This window comes from Corynebacterium sp. UMB10321, assembly GCF_030228725.1.
Classification (GTDB): domain Bacteria; phylum Actinomycetota; class Actinomycetes; order Mycobacteriales; family Mycobacteriaceae; genus Corynebacterium; species Corynebacterium pseudogenitalium.
The window spans coordinates 248,865-266,239 of the sequence record NZ_JASOZC010000001.1 but is presented as its reverse complement, the minus strand read 5'-3'; the positions used below and the strand labels follow the sequence as shown (position 1 = coordinate 266,239).

The window sequence follows — 17,375 nt, the reverse complement described above, 5'->3', positions numbered from 1 at the left end:
CCCGCATACGCGCTCTACTTCGCTACTTCTGCTTTGCCAGGTCGATTGCGACGTCGATAATCATGTCTTCCTGACCACCGACGTAACCACGGCGACCGACTTCTTCCAAGATGGTCGCTGCAGGCACACCATAGCGTTCCGCGGCGCGCTGCGCGTGGAGCAAGAAGGAGTTGTAAACGCCAAACTCACCCTGGACAATGGAGCCGCGGTCCATCATTGGGAGACGCTCGACCATTGGCTTCAGGACGTCTTCAGCGGCGTCACGAAGCTTGGCTTGATCAACATTGCCGATGTCAATGCCAGTGCGGTTGAACACCGTGGCTAACACCTCGATCGGTGCGTTACCGGCGCCAGCACCAAGCCCATACAGGGTGCCGTCAATTTGGCGAGCACCATTGACTACAGCGAGCAACGAGTTTGCAACCCCGAAACCGAGGTTCTGGTGTCCGTGGAAGCCGACCTGTGCGTCGTCGCCAATCTCTTCAACGACTGCCTTGACGCGGTCCGCGGCCTGGTTCATCACCAGGTAGCCGGCGGAGTCGACCACGAAGACGCACTGACAGCCAGCATCGACCATGATGCGGGCCTGCTTCGCAAGCTCTGCTGGTGGGATGCGGTGTGAAAGCATCAGGAAGCCACCGGTCTCAAAACCAAGCTCCCGTGCTGCCTGGAAGTGCTGGATCGAAATATCTGCCTCGGTGCAGTGAGTGGCAACGCGCACGATGGATGCGCCCGCACTCTTTGCTTCTTTGAGGTCCTTTACGGTACCCAGGCCTGGAAGCATCAGTGCGGCAATCTTCGCATTCTTGACTTCTTCGACTGCGGCTTCGATGAGTTCGATGTCGCGGGTGTGGGAGAAGCCGTAGTTGAAGGAAGACCCGCCAAGCCCGTCGCCGTGAGTGACCTCGATCATTTCGACGCCGGCGTCGTCAAGCGCGCGGGCGATCTTTTTCACCTGGTCTTTGGTGTACTGGTGGCGTACGGCGTGGGATCCGTCACGCAGGGTCGTGTCGTTGAGGCGGATTTTGTGTGTCGGGATGCCATCGATGACATCGCTCGCAACCGTGTTCATACTATGCTCCTTGCTTCTGCGCCGACACGAGCTCGGCGTACTTGTTTGCGGTGGCAATTGCTGCCGATGTGATGATGTCGAGGTTGCCGGCGTAGTCCGGCAAGAAGTCGCCTGCCCCTTCTACTTCGATGAGGACGGAAACACGACCGAGTCCGTTCCAGTCGTCGCGGGCTTCTTCGAACTGTGGATCCGCGGTGAGGCGGTAGCCCGGTACGTACTGCTGCACCTTCGCTGCCATTTCTTTGATGGACGCGGCGATCTGGTCTTGCAGTTCGCCAGGAGCCGCGGCTTCTGGAGGTAGGGCACAGTAGACGGTGTTGCGCATCATCATTGGTGGCTCGACGGGGTTGAGGATGATGATGGCTTTTGCGTGTTTCGCGCCAGCGAGTTGTTCGAGGGCGGCGGCAGTGGTTTCGAGGAACTCGTCGACGTTAGCGCGGGTGCCGGGACCCGCGGACTTCGAGGAGATCGACGCAACGATCTCCGCGTATTCGACGTCTACGATGCGAGATACTGCCGCGACAATCGGGGTGGTGGCCTGACCGCCACAGGTAATCATGTTCACATTGTCGACGGTTTCGAGCTCATCCAGGTTGACCGATGGGCAGAAGAATGGGCCGACGGCCGCCGGGGTGAGGTCGATGGCGCGGATGCCTGCTTCGCGGTAGCGCGGTGCGTTTGCTGCGTGTGCGCCCGCCGAGGTTGCTTCAAAGACGAGGTCTGGAAGCGGATCCTGTTGCAGGAGCCAGTCGACGCCTTCGTGGGAGGCCTCGATGCCGTTTTCGCGCGCACGCTTGAGGCCTTCCGATTCTGGATCGACGCCGACCATGTAGCGCAGATCAATGTTGGATTCGTTGTTCAAAAGCTTCATCATCAGGTCGGAGCCGATGTTGCCCGATCCGACGATGGCTGCTGTCATTTTCTTTTGCATTGTGGTGCTCCAAACCTATTTAAACCGGACGTCGATGGCCCCGTATGGGCCGTAGGATACTGCGAGGTGTTGGCCTGCTTTGAAAGCGACTGCGCCGCAGAAGCTACCGGTAAGCACGATGTCACCGGCGCGCAGGGCGGTGCCTTGCTCGTCGAGAATGCCTGCGAGCCACGGCAGCGGGAGCAGCGGGTCGCCCATCACATCCTTGCCGACGCCCTCTCCGACAACTTCGCCGTCGAGCGTCATCGTCGCGTGGACTGTTGCAGCTTCCTCCAAGTCGAGATCGAGCGGGGTCGGGTCCCACACGATGGCGCCGAACGAAGCGTTGTCGGCGATGGTGTCGACAAGGCGGATGTCCCAGTCACGGACTCGTGAGTCGATGATTTCGACTGCAAGGTGCGCGGACTTGACAGCCTTGCGGGCCTCTTCGAGTGTCGCGCCCGGTTCAAGGTCCTTCCCGAGCACGAACGCGAGTTCCGGTTCGACCTTCGGGGAGATGAAGCGGTCGACTGCAATGTCGGTGCCGACTTCGTAGAGGTCGGCGTCGGTAAAGAACCCGAAGTCTGGGCTATCGACCCCCAGCTGCTGCTGCATTGCGAGTGAGGTCAGACCAACCTTGCGCCCGATAACTTTGTGTCCGCGGGCAACGAAGTCTTTTTCCTGGATCTGTTGGATTGCGTAGGCGTCGGCGATGTCAAGGTCGGCGACGACGGTGCGCGGTGGCGCGATCGGCTCGCAGGACGGGTACGCGGCGAGCAGGTCGTTTGCGATGGTACGCAGGGAGTCCTCACGGCTACTCATCTGTCTGTCTCTCCTATGATGCGATGACCAGGCCGAAGCCTGCGACGAACTCTGGGATTGGGCGGTAGAACGTGAACTCGGCGTTGACTCCACCGTTGGCGGCGGTCAGCGCGGAAAACGCCGCAACCCAGGTGCGCACCTCGTGCGAGGAGTGACCGGCTTCGTCGTCCATGGTGTCGGCGTCGTAGGCGTCGAATCGTGTCGATTCGCCGGAGATGCAGTCCGCCATGAACTTTTCGTCCCACTCTGGGTTGATGTCGATGATTCCTGCATTTGTGGCACCTTCTTTGCCGGCAGCAATGACGCGAGCTTCACGAGCGTCGCGGTCGGCCTGGTCCGGGTGGCCGTGGAGCATGAAGTGCTTCTGCGCGTCGGTTGCGGATGCCCAGCGTGGAAGCGGCGGGTCGTGGGACAGGCCACCGGAGGCAACCATCAGCACCTTCTTATCCTGGGCCTTCGCCCACTTGCCGACGGCCTCCCCCATCACACGGATGCGCTGCATCGCGGTGAACGGTCGGGCGACTCCGTTGACGAAGATCGGGATGACTGGCTTGGCGGTCAGGGAGCCGAAGAGCAGCTCGACAGGCTGTGCGCCGCCGTGGTCGAGAACCATCTGGCGGGAGATTGCCATGTCGACGTCCTGGTCGATAACGAATTGCGCGAGCTCTTCTGCGGCTGACTCGGGCACGTCGAATGGGCCAGGCGTAGTGAGGTAGTCACCCATCGATTCTGCTTGTAGGCCTACACAGAACGGGGGCATCAGGGTGTAGAAGAACCCGTTGAAGTGGTCCGGCGTGAAGACGATGACCAGATCTGGGTCATATTCTTCCGCGGCTTTGCGGGCTTTTGCGAATGCGTCTTGCAGCGCCTCGTTCACCTCTGGTTTTGGCTCGTTGATGCCGAGCAGCGGGCTGTGGGAAAGCGCAATAAGTTTTACGCTCATGGTGACCTCCTCCGGGGCTGGGTTTATCAGCTGTCACATCTGACTGTAGAAGTAGCGCATCACACTCCGCACCCTCGTTCCGGGTTTTGGAACACTAAACCACATACTCAAAAGCAAGAATGCCTGGACTGCCCTCGTTCCCTACCCCCGTTCCACAGATTCCGTTCTATTCACTGGAACACATACGCGAACATAACTGCCCCCATGTAGCTTAAGAATTGTGTGAAGCAAAGAACGCTTCAGAAGTAATTGTGCTTTCTATCACTAGGTGCGAAGGAGTTACCTATGGCAACGCCACCAAAGTCCGGCTTACAGCGGCCGGCAGAATTGGATCAGTGCATCGACGTCAGTGGCATGGTCGACCCTGAAGGTGGCCTGGTAGATCGTCGAGTCTTTACGGACGAGGCCGTCTACAAGCAGGAAATGTCGCGTATTTTTGCCCGTTCCTGGCTGTTTATCGCCCACGAGTCGCAGTTCCAGAAGCCGGGCGATTTCTTCCAGACGTACATGGGCGAGGACCCGGTCATCGCGACGATGAACAAGAAGCGCGAAATCCGCGTGCTGCTCAACAGCTGCCGTCACCGCGGTGCCCGCGTGTGCCGCGCCGACCAGGGCCGCACGAAGATGTTTACCTGTACGTACCACGGCTGGGCGTACGACCTCGACGGTAACCTCGTCAACCTTCCTGGCAAGGAGCAGTACGACGAGAACTTCTCCCAGGACGACTGGCCGCTGGTCACGGTGCCCCGCGTGGAGTCCTACAAGGGCCTCATCTTCGCGAACTGGGACGAGAACGCCGAGCCGCTCGAGGATGCGCTTGGTGATATGCGCTGGTACATCGACGCATTCATGGACCGAGACCCTGAAGGCACCTACGTCGTTGGTGGCGTCACTAAGTGGGTGCTCGACGGCAACTGGAAGTTGGCAGCGGAGCAGTTCGCTACTGATTGGTACCACGTCAACATGTCGCATGCCTCTGCGCTGATGGTGATGTCCCCGTCGGGCAAGGGCCCGAAGAAGGAGATCGCGGAGCGCACCGGTGTGCAGTACCACGACGACCACGGCAACGGCGCGGGCTTCCCAGTACACCCGAAGAACCGTTTCGACGCCCAGCCGGTCCACGAGTACTACGACTACGACTTCCTGCGCGAGCGGCTCTCCCCTGAGCAGGTGATGGGCCCGATGACGAACGGCCACGCAACCGTGTTCCCGAACTTCTCCTACCTTCCGGTCAATGGCTCGATCCGCGTCTGGCACCCGAAGGGCCCGAACAAGATGGAAGTTTGGGCATGGACTGTCCTGGACCGTTCGATGCCGGAGGATGTGGCTCGCGCGCAGCGCCTGTATAACCTGCGCACTTTTGGCCCGTCGGGCATCTTCGAGCAGGACGACGGCGAGAACTGGTCTGAGTGCCAGTCCATCGCGCATGGCTTCATGGTTGGCAACACCCCGCTGAACTACCAGATGGGTATGGCCACGGTCGGTGAACGTGAAGGGTTCCCCGGCACTACATCCGAACTGTATTCAGACGCTGCTGGTCGTGCGCTGTACCGCCGTTGGCGCGAACTGATGTCGACCCCAGCTTGGCACGAGAAGTAAACCAAACACACCCTCGAAAGGAACCGAATTACCATGGCTGAACCAGTAAAAGTTGCTGACCTGGACGATCTCGAGCAGGAGGAAGGCTTCCTGGTCACGGAGGAAATGTCGGGATACGACAAGCCGATTGCACTCTTCCGCACCGAAGACGATGAGGTGTACGCCCTCGACGATATTTGCACTCACGAAATCGCTCACCTGTCTGACGGCTGGGTCGACGGCACAATGGTTGAGTGCCCGGTGCACTCCAGCCAGTTCTGCATGAAGACTGGCGCGGTGCAGTGCATGCCAGCGACCGAGGACACCAACACGCACAAGGTTGAGCTGCGTGGCGAAGAAGTCTGGCTCTACCCAGGCGTGCCTGCTGAAGGAGCCGACAAGTGAGCAGCACGACAATCGTAGGCGGCGGAATCGGCGGCTTTACCGTCGCTGATGAGCTGCGCAGGAACGGCTACACCGGTGAGATCACGATCATTGATCCGCTTGGTGTTCCGTACGACCGCCCACCGCTGTCCAAGGACTACCTGACCAACGAGAAGACGCGCGCTGAGATTGAGTTCCGCCCGGCGGAGTGGCTCGAGGAAAACAACATTGTGTTGAAGCAAGCCACCGTTGAGCGCGTTGAGGCGCAATCGAAGAAGCTGGTGCTGGAGGGCGGTGAGGAGGTTGCGTACGACAACCTCGTTATCGCCACTGGTGGTACTGCTCGTCGCGGCAGTGCGCCGGGCTTCGACAGCGACAACGTCGTGGTGCTGCGCACTACTGAGGACGCTGACAAGCTGCGCTCGCTGATCGGCCCAGGCAAGAAATTGGGCATCATTGGCGCTGGCCTTGTTGGTGCAGAGGTCGCGTCCTCTGCACGCAAGCTGGGCGCGGACGTGGTACTCATCGACCCTGCACCGGTATCCCTGGTCCCTGCTGTCGGTCCTGAGCTGGCGCAGCGCCTCCACGACATGCACGCGGAAAACGGTGTGGAGTTCATCAACGCGATGACCTCTAGCATCGAGGAGTCTGACGGCAGGTTCCACATCGGCCTCGACGGCCACGACGCCGTCACGGTTGACGCTGTGTTGCTGTGTATCGGCATCATCCCGGAGACGGTCCTCGCCGAATCCGCTGGTCTGGAGACCGATAACGGCATCCTGGTGGATGAGCAGCAGCGCACGTCGAACTCCTCCATCTGGGCTGTGGGCGACTGCGCCCGCACCCGCCTCGAGGATGGCACGCTACTTCGCCGCCACGAGCACTGGGACTCCGCAATCCAGGAAGCAAAGACAGCCGCCGCCTCAATTATCGACGGCCCGTCTCCGAAACTTTCCGCGTCCTGGTTCTGGTCCGACCGCTACGGCGTCCACGTTGAGGGTACCGGCGATATGACTATCCCTGGCGAAACCATCATCCGCAATGACGCGGAGGGTCGCCCGGCCGTCGCGTTGCGCCTCGACGAGAACGGCGCCCTGGTTGGCGCGGCAGCAATCGAAGATTCGATGGCTGTTCGTGCGGCACGTCGCATCATCGACCGCGGTATTGCCGTCGATAAGGACAAGCTGGCTGACGCATCGATTCCTCTGAAGAAACTTGCTCGATAGCTACAAGAAAGGAATGGACTCGTGACTGACTTTCTACGTCGCGACGACGTGACCCCCGGGGAGCGAGTGGACCAAACCACCTACTTCGATCTCCAAAACATGTACTACGACGAAGCCACCCTCCTCGACGAGGGACGCTACGTCGACTGGCTGACCCACTTCGACGAAGACCTCTTCTACTGGGCACCAACCCGCACGAACCGCCTCCGCCGCGAGCAGGCCCTCTCCATTTCGGACGAGGACGGCCCGGCCTTCTACGACGAAACCTACGACTCGCTAGCGTGGCGCATCCGCCGCTTCGACTCCGGCATGGCGTGGGCTGAAGACCCGCCGTCGCGTACGCGCCACCTGATCACGAACCTGATCGCACGGCACGTCACCGTCGGTGAAGGCGCCGACGCCGTCGAGGCGCTCGAGGTCCGCACCAACTTCTACGTCTGGCGCACTCGCCTCGAGCGCGAGCAGGACCAGTTTGTGGGCACCCGCACCGACCTGCTTCGCCCCGCGAAGGACGGTGAGGACGGCCCGAAGTGGAAGGTCTTTGACCGCCGCATCCTGCTCGACATCAACGTTCTGAACTCCAAGAACATCTCTACCTTCTTCTAAGGGCCGACATGCTACAAGGACAACACGTACTTATTACTGGTGGTGGCTCCGGACTTGGGGCAGCGCTGGCGAAGCGCTTCGTTGAAGAAGGTGCGCGCGTAGCAGTTGTGGACATCTCGCTCGAGCGATGCGAAAGCGTCGCCGACGAGATCGGCCGCGAGCACGTCCTGCCGCTCGAGGCGGACGTGACCGACACACACTCGCTACACAAAGCCGTCGACGCTGCCGTGGCGGAGTTCGGATCCCTGGACACCGTCATCGCAAACGCTGGCATCTGGGACTACAACCGTTCCATCACCCGTCTCAACGGCGAAGAGATGAGCGCCATTTTTGACGACGTCATGAACGTCAACCTCAAGGGCTACCTGCTCACCGCGGAAGCTACGTGGCGTCACTTGCTAGCGTCGAACGGTTCGCTGATCTTCACGCTGTCCAACGCATCGACCTACGCGGCCGGCGGCGGGCCGGTCTACACCGCAAGCAAGCACGGTGCCGAAGGCATGATGCTTGAGCTGGCGTACGAGCTCGCCCCGAAAATCCGTGTCAACGGTGTCGGCGTTGGCGGCATGCGCACGAACCTATCCGGCCCCGCGTCCGCTGGCCTGGATGACCGGAAGTTCTCCGACATCATGGACAAGCGCGGCGACGGCGGCAACCCATACCTACCACTCCACGACATTTCTACTGACCCCTATGCATTCACCGGGCCGTACGTGCTGTTGGCGTCCAGGAAAGACGGCGCGAACATCACCGGCGAAGTGATCAAGATTGATGGCGGAATCGCGGCTCGCGGTTTCGCTAAGACTGCCGGAGGCGACAACCTATGTTAATTCGCGGTGTTGAGCACGACGCAAACACTCTCGACGTCAGCCCTTGCTTCCAAGTACAGCGCCACGCTGACTGGCAGCCAGAACGCTTGGCGATGGCCTACGAAGGCCAAGAAATCAATTACGGTGAGTTCCGTGACACCGTAGTCCGCTGGGCGGCCCAGCTGAAGGAAGCTGGCGTGAATCCGGGCGATCGCGTCGCTTACTTCGGTATGAACTCCAGCTCCTTCATGTATGGCATGTTCGCGTCCTGGTGGATCGGCGCAGTGTTCATGCCTGTGAACTTCCGCCTGGCTGCGGGCGAAGTCTCGCAGCTGCTGGCGATGGGCAGCCCGAACAGCATCATCGTGGAGGGCACGTTCCTCGACGAGGCAAAGCGCATCTACGGCGTGGAGCGCCACCATGTCCTCGTTGTCGATGACGACGAAGCCGCCCCACCAGAGAGCGATATCCCGCTGTACTGGTCGCGGACCTCGCAAAGCTCCGAGTACGAAACCGTGGCGGTGGAAAAGCCGACGCCACGCACCATGTCTGACTTGGCGCTGCTGCTGTTCACATCCGGCACGACTGGCCTGCCGAAGGGCGCCCAGATCACGTTCGGCAACCTGTGGTGGAACCAGATCAACGTGGACACAGCGATCGACAGCCGCATCGGCGACGCGACGCTCGCGTCCGCCCCGCTGTTCCACGTCGGCGCGCTGAACTCCTTCGCGGTGCGCGCCTTCGGCCGCGGCAACTCGGTTGTGGTGCACCGTACCTTCGACCCAGCCCGCATCTTCAAGGACGTCGCCCAGTACAAGATCGGTTCGGCGTTCCTCGTGCCGGCACAGCTCGAGGCAATGGCACAGCACGACGAGTTCGCCGACTCCGACCTTTCTAGCCTCCGCGTCATCATCTGCGCAGGCGCCCCGGTGCCACCACGGCTGATCCGCACGTACTGGGAGCAGAAGGACTCCGTCGTCCAGCAGGCGTGGGGCCTCACCGAGACCTCCCCATTTGCCACCTACCTCCCACCGGCCAGGACCATGGAAAAGCTCGGCTCCTGTGGCATCCCCATGGCGCACACCGAAGTCAAACTGATGGACACCGAAACCGGGCAGCACATCAAGGAACCAGGCGTTCCCGGCGAGATGTGGGTGAAGGGCCCAAACGTTGCCGTCGGCTACTGGAACAACCCTGAAGCAACCCAGAAGGCGTACACCGGTGGCTGGTTCCACTCCGGTGACATTGGCTACTTCGACGAGGACGGATACTTCTTCATCGTCGACCGCCTCAAGGACCTGATCATTTCCGGCGGAGAGAACGTCTACCCCGCCGAGGTGGAGCGCGTCCTCGCCGAACACGACGACATCCTGGCTAACTCCGTCATCGGTATCCCCGACGAGCGCTGGGGTGAAGCCGTCGTCGCCGTCCTGCAGGTCAAGGACGGCAAGGAACTCACTTTGGAAGAAGTCCGCGACCACTGTGCGAACTACCTGGCACGTTACAAGCTGCCAACCCGCGTTGTGCACGTAGATGAAATCCCACGCAACCCGGCAGGCAAGATCAACAAGATCCAGCTACGCCAGGAAGTGCGCGCGATGTTCGGCGAGAATCCCGAGACTGCCAGCCAGTCCGTCGTATCATCGCAAAATCAGCCCGACGCGCAGAAGTAAGGAGGCGGAAACGATGCTCGACTACCGCAACATCACCAAATCGCCGCTGAAGCACACGTACCCGTACGGCACCACGGACACCGTGGTGGACCTCGGGACTACCGCGGAAATCAAAGAGACCGTGGCTGAGGTGTTCAAACAGCAGCCGGAGTGCCGGCGCGTCATTGTGCCTGTGCCTGTCGGCGACACCGACGGCGTCATCGCTGCGGAGGAGGCCGGGCTGCGGTACGTCTTGGACGTCACCCAGCGTGATGGCCAAGAGTTCTCCCTCCTGGTTGCTGAACCCGACTGGGTCACCAACCAATCCATGGATATCGACGGACTGGAGTTGAAATAAATGGCCGAACTTAACGAGTTCCAGAAGCGCTGGGCGCACTTCTACCGCGAGGACGGCGGCGTCCAAGACGTGGCACAAACCTTGCGCGTTTACGCCATCGACGGCAACAAGGACCAGGTCAAGCTCGGTATGCCGCTGCACAAGGCGATCGCCCAGCCGGCCGGCATGTTCTCTGCCCCGGCGCTGTTCGGCCAAGCCGACTTGTGCGGCACCTGGCTGGCGATGCAGCAGGTACCAGAAGGCGTATTCCCGCTCGCTGTCTCGGTAGCTGGCAACGTGGTGTCCAACACCAAGGAGGGTGACGCAATCGCTACCGCCTCCATCGTGAGGGCGGGTCGCACCATCATCGTTGCGGACGTGGAGACACACTCTGAGGTCACAGGCGCCATTCTGTCGAAGTTCACCTTCACCTACTCGGTGCCGCGCCCCAAACAGTAACCAAGACGCAAGAGTAGAAAACACCCCAGTCGACGAATCGACTGGGGTGTTTTGCGTAGTAAAACGCCGAAGCTTACGCCTTCTTAGCGAAGTCCTTCACAACGTTGGTGTCCACTGGGACGCCAGGGCCCTGCGTTGCGGAGACGGTGATCTTCTTGATGTAGATACCCTTCGCGGATGCCGGCTTGAGGCGCAGCACCTCGTCGAGCAGAGCGCCATAGTTCTCAGCGAGCTGCTCAGCGGTGAAGGAAGCCTTACCGATCAGCGCGTGCAGGTTCGAAGCCTTGTCCACGCGGAACGCGATCTTGCCGCCCTTGGTCTCCTCGATCGCCTTCGCGACGTCGGTGGTGACGGTGCCGGTCTTCGGGTTCGGCATGAGGCCACGTGGGCCCAGGACGCGAGCGACGCGGCCAACCTTCGCCATCTGGTCCGGGGTCGCGATTGCGACGTCGAAGTCGATGTTGCCGGCGTTGATCTGCTCGATCAGTGCGTCGGTTCCGACGATGTCAGCGCCTGCAGCCTCAGCCTTGGTTGCGTTCTCTCCCTCTGCGAACACAGCGACGCGGACGGTCTTACCGGTGCCGTGTGGCAGGTTGACAGTGCCGCGGACCAGCTGGTCAGCCTTGCGAGGGTCGACGGACAGACGCATTGCGACGTCGATGGTGGCGTCGTAGTTCTTGGAGGAGGTCTCCTGTGCCAGCTTGACGGCGTCGAGCGGGTGGTAGAACGCGTCGCGGTCGACCTTTGCCAGCGTCTCGTTGTAGCGCTTGGACTTCTTAGCCATGTTGATTTCCTTTCAGAAAATGGTGTTGTCAGGAAATGTGGTACGCGCCTGGCCGGCGCTCCCACAGACGGTGAGAATTACTTCTCGACCGTGATGCCCATCGAGCGGGCGGTACCAGCGATGATCGCGGCGCCAGCCTCGATGTCGCGGGCGTTGAGATCCTTCTTCTTGGTCTCGGCGATTTCCTTGCACTGATCCCAGGTGACAGAGCCAACCTTCTGGGTGTGCGGGACGCCGGAGCCCTTCTTCAGACCAGCTGCCTTCAACAGCAGGGACGCAGCCGGTGGGGACTTCAGGATGAAGTCAAAGGAGCGGTCTTCATACACGGTGATTTCAACCGGGATGATGTTGCCGCGCATGGACTCGGTTGCAGCGTTGTATGCCTTGGTGAACTCAACGATGTTCACGCCGTGTGCACCCAGCGCAGGACCAACCGGCGGAGCCGGGTTTGCCATGCCAGCCTCGATCTGCAGTTTGATCAGGCCAGTGACCTTCTTCTTAGCCATCGAATTACCTCAATTCCTTGGTACAGTGCCACCTGCCACGATGACGGCAGGAACACTTCCGGATGCCCCGCTTGACGGAGCCACCGGGGAGAACGAAAAAACGTCGCGGGCCTTACGGCACACGCGACGTTCAACCTTACGCCCCCACTAGGCTCAAACGCAAACGGTTACATGATGCGTTCGATCTGGTCAGCGGTGAGCTCGACTGGTGTTTCGCGGCCGAAGATGGACACGAGCGCCTGGATCTTGCCGGTCTCGTCGTCGATCTCCGAAATCGTGGCGGATACGGACGCCAGGGCACCGGACAGGATGGTGACGGCTTCGCCGACCTTGTAATCGTGGTCGATCTTCTTCGGCGCTGCTTCCTCCGGCATCGCGACGACGGTCTCGCCCTCTGCGTTCGGCTTGGTGTCCTCGCCGGTGGCTGGCTCAGCCTTCGGCATCAGGAACTTCGCCACGTCGCGGTGCTTGACCGGAGTAGCATTGCCCTCGTTGCCCACGAAGCTGGTTACGCCCGGGGTCTCGCGCACGACGGACCACGCAGCGTCGTTCATGTCCATGCGGACCAGGACGTAGCCCGGCAGCAGCTTGCGCTTGACGAGCTTCTTCTTGCCGTCCTTGTTCTCGATAGCCTGCTCGATCGGCACGACCACGTCGTAAATGGAGTCCTCCACCTCGAGCGTCTGGATACGCATGTCGAGGTTGGTCTTCACCTTGTTTTCGTAGCCGGAGTAGGACTGGATGATGTACCACTCGCCCGGCAGCTTCTTCAGCTCACGGACGTACTTGCGCAGGCGCGCGCGGTACTCGGAGTCATCGTCAGCCTCCGAAGCACCCGAAGCCTGCGAAACCTCGGCACCCTCAGCGCCCTCAGCGAGCGGCGACTCGGCCGCGGTGAGGTCGCCCTCCTGCACCGGCTCCTCGACGGCCTCAACGGCCTCGTCTGCCTCTACAGTGGCCTCTTCTATCTCCGGATCGGTGGCCTCGGTGACGGCGCCGCCTTCGGCGACCATTTCCTCTTCGGCTTGCAGTTCGGTTTCCTGCTCAGTTGCTTCGATGTCGGCGTTTTCCAGGTTTTCCAGGTTTTCCGGCTCGGTGGTCATGGTGTTTCTCCTTGGTGTGGCAAAAACTAATCCCGCCTTACCTCGAGGTTGAGGTGGCGGGACAATCACTTGTTGTTCATGTTAGCGGATGAATACCCATTGCATCAACATGGTGCCGAGGCGGTCGGTCCCCCACACGAGTGCGGTGAGCACGATGAGGAACGCGAATACCACGAGGGTGTAGTTGAGCATCTGGTTTCCGGTTGGCCAGATGACTTTGCGCATTTCCTGGACGACTTCGCCCGGGAACGCGCCTGGGCCGCCGCCGAGGGACTCTTCGCGGTCCTCTTCAGGTTTTGCGGGGGTGTGCTTCGCTTCGTAGGAAGCGGATGAAACAGAGGAGACCCCGCGCAGCTGGCGCTTGCCAGTGGGCTGTGCTGGGTTGTGTTCTTGCGGATTAGTCAAAAGAACTCCTCTAACTACAAGTTTTGGCAGGGGCGACAGGACTCGAACCTGCAACCTACGGTTTTGGAGACCGTTGCGCTACCAATTGCGCCACGCCCCTAGGACACTGTGAACAGTGCTCCTAACCCTACCACGGGAAACGCGTTTCCCGTTTTGAGGTGAGTAGCGATGGCGAGAATTGAACTCGCGACACAGCGATTATGAGTCGCTTGCTCTACCACTGAGCTACACCGCCATGTGCTTGCCGCCACAAGGACTGTACAAACAACAGAGCCCCCTGTCAGAATCGAACTGACGACCTTTTCCTTACCATGGAAACGCTCTGCCGACTGAGCTAAGGGGGCACAGCCTCTATGTTGTGAACTCACCGTTTTGGTGTGTCCGCTCCGTTGAAGCCTTTGAAAGACTAACCCGGTTCTATCATTGAACGCAAATCGCCAGGTAGCAATAGCTTTTCGACGCCTTCTTCGTGCACGCTATAACGCGTCACTACAACATGAAAAATGCCCGCCCCTCACGTTCTGTGAGAGACGGGCTTGCGGTGCCAGGTAGAAGATTCGAACTTCTGAAGGCGTACGCCGGCGGATTTACAGTCCGCTTCCTTTGGCCACTCGGACAACCTGGCATGCACCGTAAGTGCGTGGACTACTTTACATCAACGCACCCGCGATAAGGCAAATCGCGTGCACAGAGGGCATATCCCACCGCTATCCGACGCGTTCGATAGCGTACACGGAGACCTGCCGCAGTGCTTGGTTTGCGGGGCCGTCGGGAAGGAAGTCGAGTTCGCGCTCGACGATGTCGAGGTACTCGCGCACGGTGGCGAGGGAGCGTTGGCGCCCTTGCGTCTGGCCGAGCAGAGTGATGGCCCGTTCGACGTCGGCGTCGTTTTCGAGTGGGCCAGTGAGGAGGCTACGAAGCTCCTCTGCCGCGGGCGAGTCCTCTTCGAGCGCGTACAGCACGGGCAGGGTAAACACGCCTTCGCGAAGGTCGGTGCCTGGGGTTTTCCCGGACTGGGCGCTGTCGGAGTAGATGTCGATGATGTCGTCGACGATCTGGAAGATCATGCCGATGGCGCTGCCCATTCGGGAGCAGCTCTCGACGATGTCGCGCGACGCCCCGGAGTGCAGCGAGCCGAGGTAGGCCGCGGACGCGATGAGGACGGCGGTTTTGCCGTCGATAACTTTGAGGTAGTGCTCGACTGGGTCCTCCCCCTGGGCGCCGACGGTCTCGCGCATTTGGCCGGTGACCAGGCCCTGGAAGGTGTCGGCGAAGTGGGCGACGGTGTCGGTATCGATTTCGCTCATGAGGCGGGAGGCGTGTGCGAACAGGATGTCGCCAGCAAGGATGGCGACGGTGTTGTTCCACCGCATGTTGGCGGAGTCGACGCCGCGGCGCTTCTCGGCTTCGTCCATGACGTCGTCGTGGTAGAGGGTGGCCAGGTGCACCATCTCGGTGGTGGTGGCGCCTTTGATGACGTTAGTGGCGCCCGGGTTGGGGCCGAACTCGCTGCAGAGCAGCGCCACGAGGGGACGGAAGCGTTTGCCGCCAGCGACTGCTAGGTGCATCACTTTGTCGGTAATGAACGCTTCACCTTGTTGGAGGCGTTCCCTGAGCAGCGTTTCAACGTCGCCCATGCCCTTCGTAACACGCTCGGTGAGGGCGTCGTCGCCTAGGTCCATGCGAAATCCATGGCGTGGTGACGGTGTTATGCCGTTGGTCATCGATGATGTCCTTGCAGGTTAAAGTACTCATTGCGCCATGCCCGGGGCATGTGCTGCGCGCGGTTAACATCACTAACCGTAGTCCACACCCTCCATTTTTTGCAGTAATGGGGTGTGTCTGCGCTATCTGGCACAATGTGGACTCGTGACTGAGTTTGTTGATTGCGTAGTTGTGGGCGCGGGCCCGTCGGGGGCCACGGCGGCCATTGCCGCCCAGAGAGCTGGGTTTTCTACTCTGCTTCTCGACGCCGCTTCGCCCGGCCGCGACAAAACCTGCGGCGACGGCCTGACCCCACGCGCGGTACATACGCTGCGCCGCCTGGGCCTGGACCACGTGCTGCCCGCCTACCGCAACAAGGGCCTTCGACTGCACGGGTACGGGGGTGACGTGACGGCTCCGTGGCCGGACGGCGTCTACGGCACGGAGGGCTCCGCGAGCCCGCGCGCAACCTTCGATGCCGCGCTGGTCGCGGAGGCCGAGGCCGCGGGTGCCACTGTGTGGCAGGACTGCCCAGCAACGGACGTGGCGTTCGGAGCGGACGGCCTGATCGAGTCCGTGCACACCGCGCGCGGCGAGGTGCGCACCCGCTGGGTGATCGTGGCGGATGGGGTTCGTTCGACGTTCGGCAAGCTGTTGGGCCGTACGTGGCACAAGGGCGAGGTCTTCGGTATCGCGGCGCGTTCCTACTGCACCTCCCCCCTGTCCGGGGAGCCGTGGATACACTCGCACGTGGAGCTTCGCGACGACACCGGCACCATCCAGCCCGGCTACGGCTGGATCTTTCCGCTCGGCGACGGCACGGTGAACCTCGGCTGCGGCGCCCTGTCCACGGATGCCCGCCCGGCGCGCGTGAACACGAAGAAGCTGCTCCACCAGTACGCGGACCAGCAGCGTGACACCTGGGCCTTGGGCGAGCCGCAGCAGGTCACCAGCGCCCTGCTCCCGATGGGCGGGGCAGTCTCGAACGTGGCGGGTCCGAACTGGGTGCTCATCGGGGATGCGGCGGCGTGCGTGAACCCGCTCAATGGCGAGGGCATCGACTACGGCATGGAGACCGCCGTCATGGCGGTGGAACTGCTGCAGGAGGGCAAGGACTGCACGCTGGCGTGGCCGCTCATCCTGCGGGAGGCGTATGGCCGGGCGTTCGCGTTGGCGCGCACGGCGGCCCGCCTGCTTACCTACCCGCAGTTCTTGCCGGTGGCGGGCCCGCTGGCGCTGCGCGGGGTGGCAGGACGCCACCTGATGCCGGCGGCGGCACGCCTGATGGGCAACCTGGTCACCGAAGAAGACACGGACCTGATTTCGCGTGCGTGGCGCGCGGCCGGACGCGCGGTGCCGGTGAACGCGCCGCTGTGGGACGCTACGTTGTAGGTTTCACGGCGCTGTGCAGCGCCACAATGCCGAGCGAGAGGTCCTGCCAGCCGGCGCCTGCCCACCCGTTGTGGTTGATGGCGGCGGCCAGCTCTTCTTGGTGCGGCCACGCCCGGATGGACTCGGCGAGGTACTCGTAGGCTTCTGCGTTGGAGGAGAACACCTTCGCCAGCAGCGGCAGCGCCACCGGCAGGTACTGCTTGTACAGGGTGCGGAAGCCGGGGACGATGGGCGTCGAAAATTCGTTGACCAGAAGGCGCCCGCCGGGCTTGGTCACGCGCGCCATTTCGCGCAGGCCCGCCTCGAAGTCGTAGACGTTGCGCAGGCCGTAAGAGATGGTCACGGCGTCGAAGGTGTTGTCGGCGAACGGCAGGTGCATCGCGTCGCCGACGACCTTGGGCACGTCGCGGTCGCGACCGGCGGCCAGCATGCCCTGGGAGAAGTCGCAGGCGACGACCCACGCGCCGGACTTCGCCAACTCCACGGTGGACACGGCGGTGCCTGCGGCGAGGTCGAGCACCTTCTCCCCCGGCTTTAGGTTGAGGCGCTCGCGGGCGCGCCTGCGCCAGTACTTGTCCAGCCCGAAGGACAACACGGTGTTGGTGATGTCGTACTTCTCGCCGACGCCGTCAAACATGCCCGCTACGTCGAAGGGCTTCTTCTCCAGATCTGCCTTGGCCATA

The 17,375-nt window shown here is 61.6% G+C and carries 19 protein-coding genes and 4 tRNA genes; 9 read left to right on the top strand and 14 right to left on the bottom strand.

What is annotated here, in order from left to right:
- Nucleotides 1–22: 22 nt before the first annotated feature.
- Genes dmpG through QP752_RS01245 form a run of 4 tightly spaced genes read right to left on the bottom strand, consistent with a single transcriptional unit; the run spans nucleotide 23 to nucleotide 3,747 of the window.
- The gene (gene dmpG / locus QP752_RS01260; RefSeq protein WP_070363130.1) at nucleotides 23–1,072 is read right to left on the bottom strand and encodes a 4-hydroxy-2-oxovalerate aldolase; all 1,050 of its coding nucleotides are present in this window, start codon (nucleotides 1,070–1,072) and stop codon (nucleotides 23–25) included.
- 1 nt (nucleotide 1,073) lies between these two features.
- On the bottom strand, nucleotides 1,074–2,003 hold the full coding sequence (locus QP752_RS01255) for an acetaldehyde dehydrogenase (acetylating) (protein ID WP_071572801.1): 930 nt from the start codon (nucleotides 2,001–2,003) through the stop codon (nucleotides 1,074–1,076).
- A 15-nt stretch (nucleotides 2,004–2,018) separates the two neighbouring features.
- A complete protein-coding gene (locus QP752_RS01250; protein WP_070363132.1) occupies nucleotides 2,019–2,804 on the bottom strand; it encodes a 2-keto-4-pentenoate hydratase in 786 nt (261 codons plus the stop codon).
- Between the two features lie 13 nt (nucleotides 2,805–2,817).
- On the bottom strand, nucleotides 2,818–3,747 hold the full coding sequence (locus QP752_RS01245) for a 3-carboxyethylcatechol 2,3-dioxygenase (protein ID WP_256006137.1): 930 nt from the start codon (nucleotides 3,745–3,747) through the stop codon (nucleotides 2,818–2,820).
- Nucleotides 3,748–4,032: 285 nt separating this feature from the next.
- On the opposite strand from QP752_RS01245, the gene QP752_RS01240 reads away from it, so the two are divergent.
- From QP752_RS01240 to QP752_RS01205, 8 genes are read left to right on the top strand one after another with little or no spacing between them, the layout of a single operon-like run.
- Entirely contained in the window at nucleotides 4,033–5,346 is a 1,314-nt protein-coding gene (locus QP752_RS01240; protein WP_070477508.1) for an aromatic ring-hydroxylating dioxygenase subunit alpha, read from the top strand.
- A 33-nt stretch (nucleotides 5,347–5,379) separates the two neighbouring features.
- Nucleotides 5,380–5,730, top strand: coding sequence for a non-heme iron oxygenase ferredoxin subunit (locus QP752_RS01235; RefSeq protein ID WP_070363135.1), 351 nt, complete (start codon nucleotides 5,380–5,382; stop codon nucleotides 5,728–5,730).
- Complete coding sequence (locus QP752_RS01230; protein WP_070975773.1) at nucleotides 5,727–6,935, top strand: NAD(P)/FAD-dependent oxidoreductase; 1,209 nt, start codon at nucleotides 5,727–5,729, stop codon at nucleotides 6,933–6,935. Before QP752_RS01235 ends, QP752_RS01230 begins: the two co-directional genes overlap by 4 nt.
- A 21-nt stretch (nucleotides 6,936–6,956) precedes the next feature.
- Nucleotides 6,957–7,541, top strand: coding sequence for a 3-phenylpropionate/cinnamic acid dioxygenase subunit beta (locus tag QP752_RS01225; protein ID WP_256000483.1), 585 nt, complete (start codon nucleotides 6,957–6,959; stop codon nucleotides 7,539–7,541).
- A gap of 8 nt (nucleotides 7,542–7,549) precedes the next feature.
- Entirely contained in the window at nucleotides 7,550–8,371 is an 822-nt protein-coding gene (locus QP752_RS01220) for an SDR family NAD(P)-dependent oxidoreductase (protein ID WP_070477503.1), read from the top strand.
- Nucleotides 8,365–10,023, top strand: coding sequence for a long-chain fatty acid--CoA ligase (locus QP752_RS01215; protein ID WP_070363139.1), 1,659 nt, complete (start codon nucleotides 8,365–8,367; stop codon nucleotides 10,021–10,023). Before QP752_RS01220 ends, QP752_RS01215 begins: the two co-directional genes overlap by 7 nt.
- Nucleotides 10,024–10,036: 13 nt before the next feature.
- Nucleotides 10,037–10,360 (top strand): hypothetical protein, encoded by a 324-nt coding sequence (locus QP752_RS01210; protein ID WP_070363140.1) that lies wholly within the window; start codon nucleotides 10,037–10,039, stop codon nucleotides 10,358–10,360.
- A complete protein-coding gene (locus QP752_RS01205) occupies nucleotides 10,361–10,798 on the top strand; it encodes a PaaI family thioesterase (RefSeq protein WP_070363141.1) in 438 nt (145 codons plus the stop codon).
- Between the two features lie 73 nt (nucleotides 10,799–10,871).
- Here QP752_RS01205 and rplA read toward each other — a convergent pair whose 3' ends face one another.
- From rplA to QP752_RS01160, 9 genes are all read right to left on the bottom strand, one after another.
- Entirely contained in the window at nucleotides 10,872–11,582 is a 711-nt protein-coding gene (gene rplA / locus QP752_RS01200) for a 50S ribosomal protein L1 (protein ID WP_070975772.1), read from the bottom strand.
- A 77-nt stretch (nucleotides 11,583–11,659) separates the two neighbouring features.
- Nucleotides 11,660–12,088 (bottom strand): 50S ribosomal protein L11, encoded by a 429-nt coding sequence (rplK, locus tag QP752_RS01195; RefSeq protein WP_070363143.1) that lies wholly within the window; start codon nucleotides 12,086–12,088, stop codon nucleotides 11,660–11,662.
- A 167-nt stretch (nucleotides 12,089–12,255) separates the two neighbouring features.
- Entirely contained in the window at nucleotides 12,256–13,191 is a 936-nt protein-coding gene (nusG, locus tag QP752_RS01190) for a transcription termination/antitermination protein NusG (protein ID WP_284804043.1), read from the bottom strand.
- Nucleotides 13,192–13,272: 81 nt separating this feature from the next.
- A complete protein-coding gene (secE, locus tag QP752_RS01185; protein WP_070477497.1) occupies nucleotides 13,273–13,596 on the bottom strand; it encodes a preprotein translocase subunit SecE in 324 nt (107 codons plus the stop codon).
- Between the two features lie 24 nt (nucleotides 13,597–13,620).
- A tRNA-Trp gene (locus tag QP752_RS01180) sits at nucleotides 13,621–13,696 on the bottom strand.
- Nucleotides 13,697–13,759: 63 nt separating this feature from the next.
- Nucleotides 13,760–13,831: transfer RNA gene (locus QP752_RS01175), tRNA-Met, on the bottom strand.
- A gap of 36 nt (nucleotides 13,832–13,867) precedes the next feature.
- A tRNA-Thr gene (locus tag QP752_RS01170) sits at nucleotides 13,868–13,940 on the bottom strand.
- Nucleotides 13,941–14,138: 198 nt separating this feature from the next.
- A tRNA-Tyr gene (locus tag QP752_RS01165) sits at nucleotides 14,139–14,221 on the bottom strand.
- Nucleotides 14,222–14,303: 82 nt separating this feature from the next.
- Nucleotides 14,304–15,320 (bottom strand): polyprenyl synthetase family protein, encoded by a 1,017-nt coding sequence (locus tag QP752_RS01160; RefSeq protein ID WP_070363146.1) that lies wholly within the window; start codon nucleotides 15,318–15,320, stop codon nucleotides 14,304–14,306.
- 145 nt (nucleotides 15,321–15,465) lie between these two features.
- Between QP752_RS01160 and QP752_RS01155 the strand changes: the two genes are divergently transcribed.
- Nucleotides 15,466–16,692, top strand: a complete 1,227-nt coding sequence (locus tag QP752_RS01155) for a geranylgeranyl reductase family protein (RefSeq protein WP_284804041.1) — start codon at nucleotides 15,466–15,468, stop codon at nucleotides 16,690–16,692.
- Here QP752_RS01155 and QP752_RS01150 read toward each other — a convergent pair.
- Entirely contained in the window at nucleotides 16,682–17,374 is a 693-nt protein-coding gene (locus QP752_RS01150; RefSeq protein WP_070363148.1) for a demethylmenaquinone methyltransferase, read from the bottom strand. The genes QP752_RS01155 and QP752_RS01150 overlap by 11 nt on opposite strands.
- Nucleotide 17,375: the final 1 nt, after the last annotated feature.

Coding starts and splice junctions, on each gene's coding strand:
- QP752_RS01245 (WP_256006137.1), bottom strand. CDS start 3,747: ATGAGCGTAAAACTTATTGCGCTTTCCCACAGCCCGCTGCTCGGCATC.
- rplK (WP_070363143.1), bottom strand. CDS start 12,088: ATGGCTAAGAAGAAGGTCACTGGCCTGATCAAACTGCAGATCGAGGCT.
- nusG (WP_284804043.1), bottom strand. CDS start 13,191: ATGACCACCGAGCCGGAAAACCTGGAAAACCTGGAAAACGCCGACATC.
- dmpG (WP_070363130.1), bottom strand. CDS start 1,072: ATGAACACGGTTGCGAGCGATGTCATCGATGGCATCCCGACACACAAA.
- QP752_RS01150 (WP_070363148.1), bottom strand. CDS start 17,374: ATGGCCAAGGCAGATCTGGAGAAGAAGCCCTTCGACGTAGCGGGCATG.
- QP752_RS01215 (WP_070363139.1), top strand. CDS start 8,365: ATGTTAATTCGCGGTGTTGAGCACGACGCAAACACTCTCGACGTCAGC.
- QP752_RS01210 (WP_070363140.1), top strand. CDS start 10,037: ATGCTCGACTACCGCAACATCACCAAATCGCCGCTGAAGCACACGTAC.
- QP752_RS01255 (WP_071572801.1), bottom strand. CDS start 2,003: ATGCAAAAGAAAATGACAGCAGCCATCGTCGGATCGGGCAACATCGGC.
- QP752_RS01205 (WP_070363141.1), top strand. CDS start 10,361: ATGGCCGAACTTAACGAGTTCCAGAAGCGCTGGGCGCACTTCTACCGC.
- QP752_RS01160 (WP_070363146.1), bottom strand. CDS start 15,320: ATGACCAACGGCATAACACCGTCACCACGCCATGGATTTCGCATGGAC.
- rplA (WP_070975772.1), bottom strand. CDS start 11,582: ATGGCTAAGAAGTCCAAGCGCTACAACGAGACGCTGGCAAAGGTCGAC.
- QP752_RS01220 (WP_070477503.1), top strand. CDS start 7,550: ATGCTACAAGGACAACACGTACTTATTACTGGTGGTGGCTCCGGACTT.
- QP752_RS01240 (WP_070477508.1), top strand. CDS start 4,033: ATGGCAACGCCACCAAAGTCCGGCTTACAGCGGCCGGCAGAATTGGAT.
- QP752_RS01250 (WP_070363132.1), bottom strand. CDS start 2,804: ATGAGTAGCCGTGAGGACTCCCTGCGTACCATCGCAAACGACCTGCTC.
- QP752_RS01235 (WP_070363135.1), top strand. CDS start 5,380: ATGGCTGAACCAGTAAAAGTTGCTGACCTGGACGATCTCGAGCAGGAG.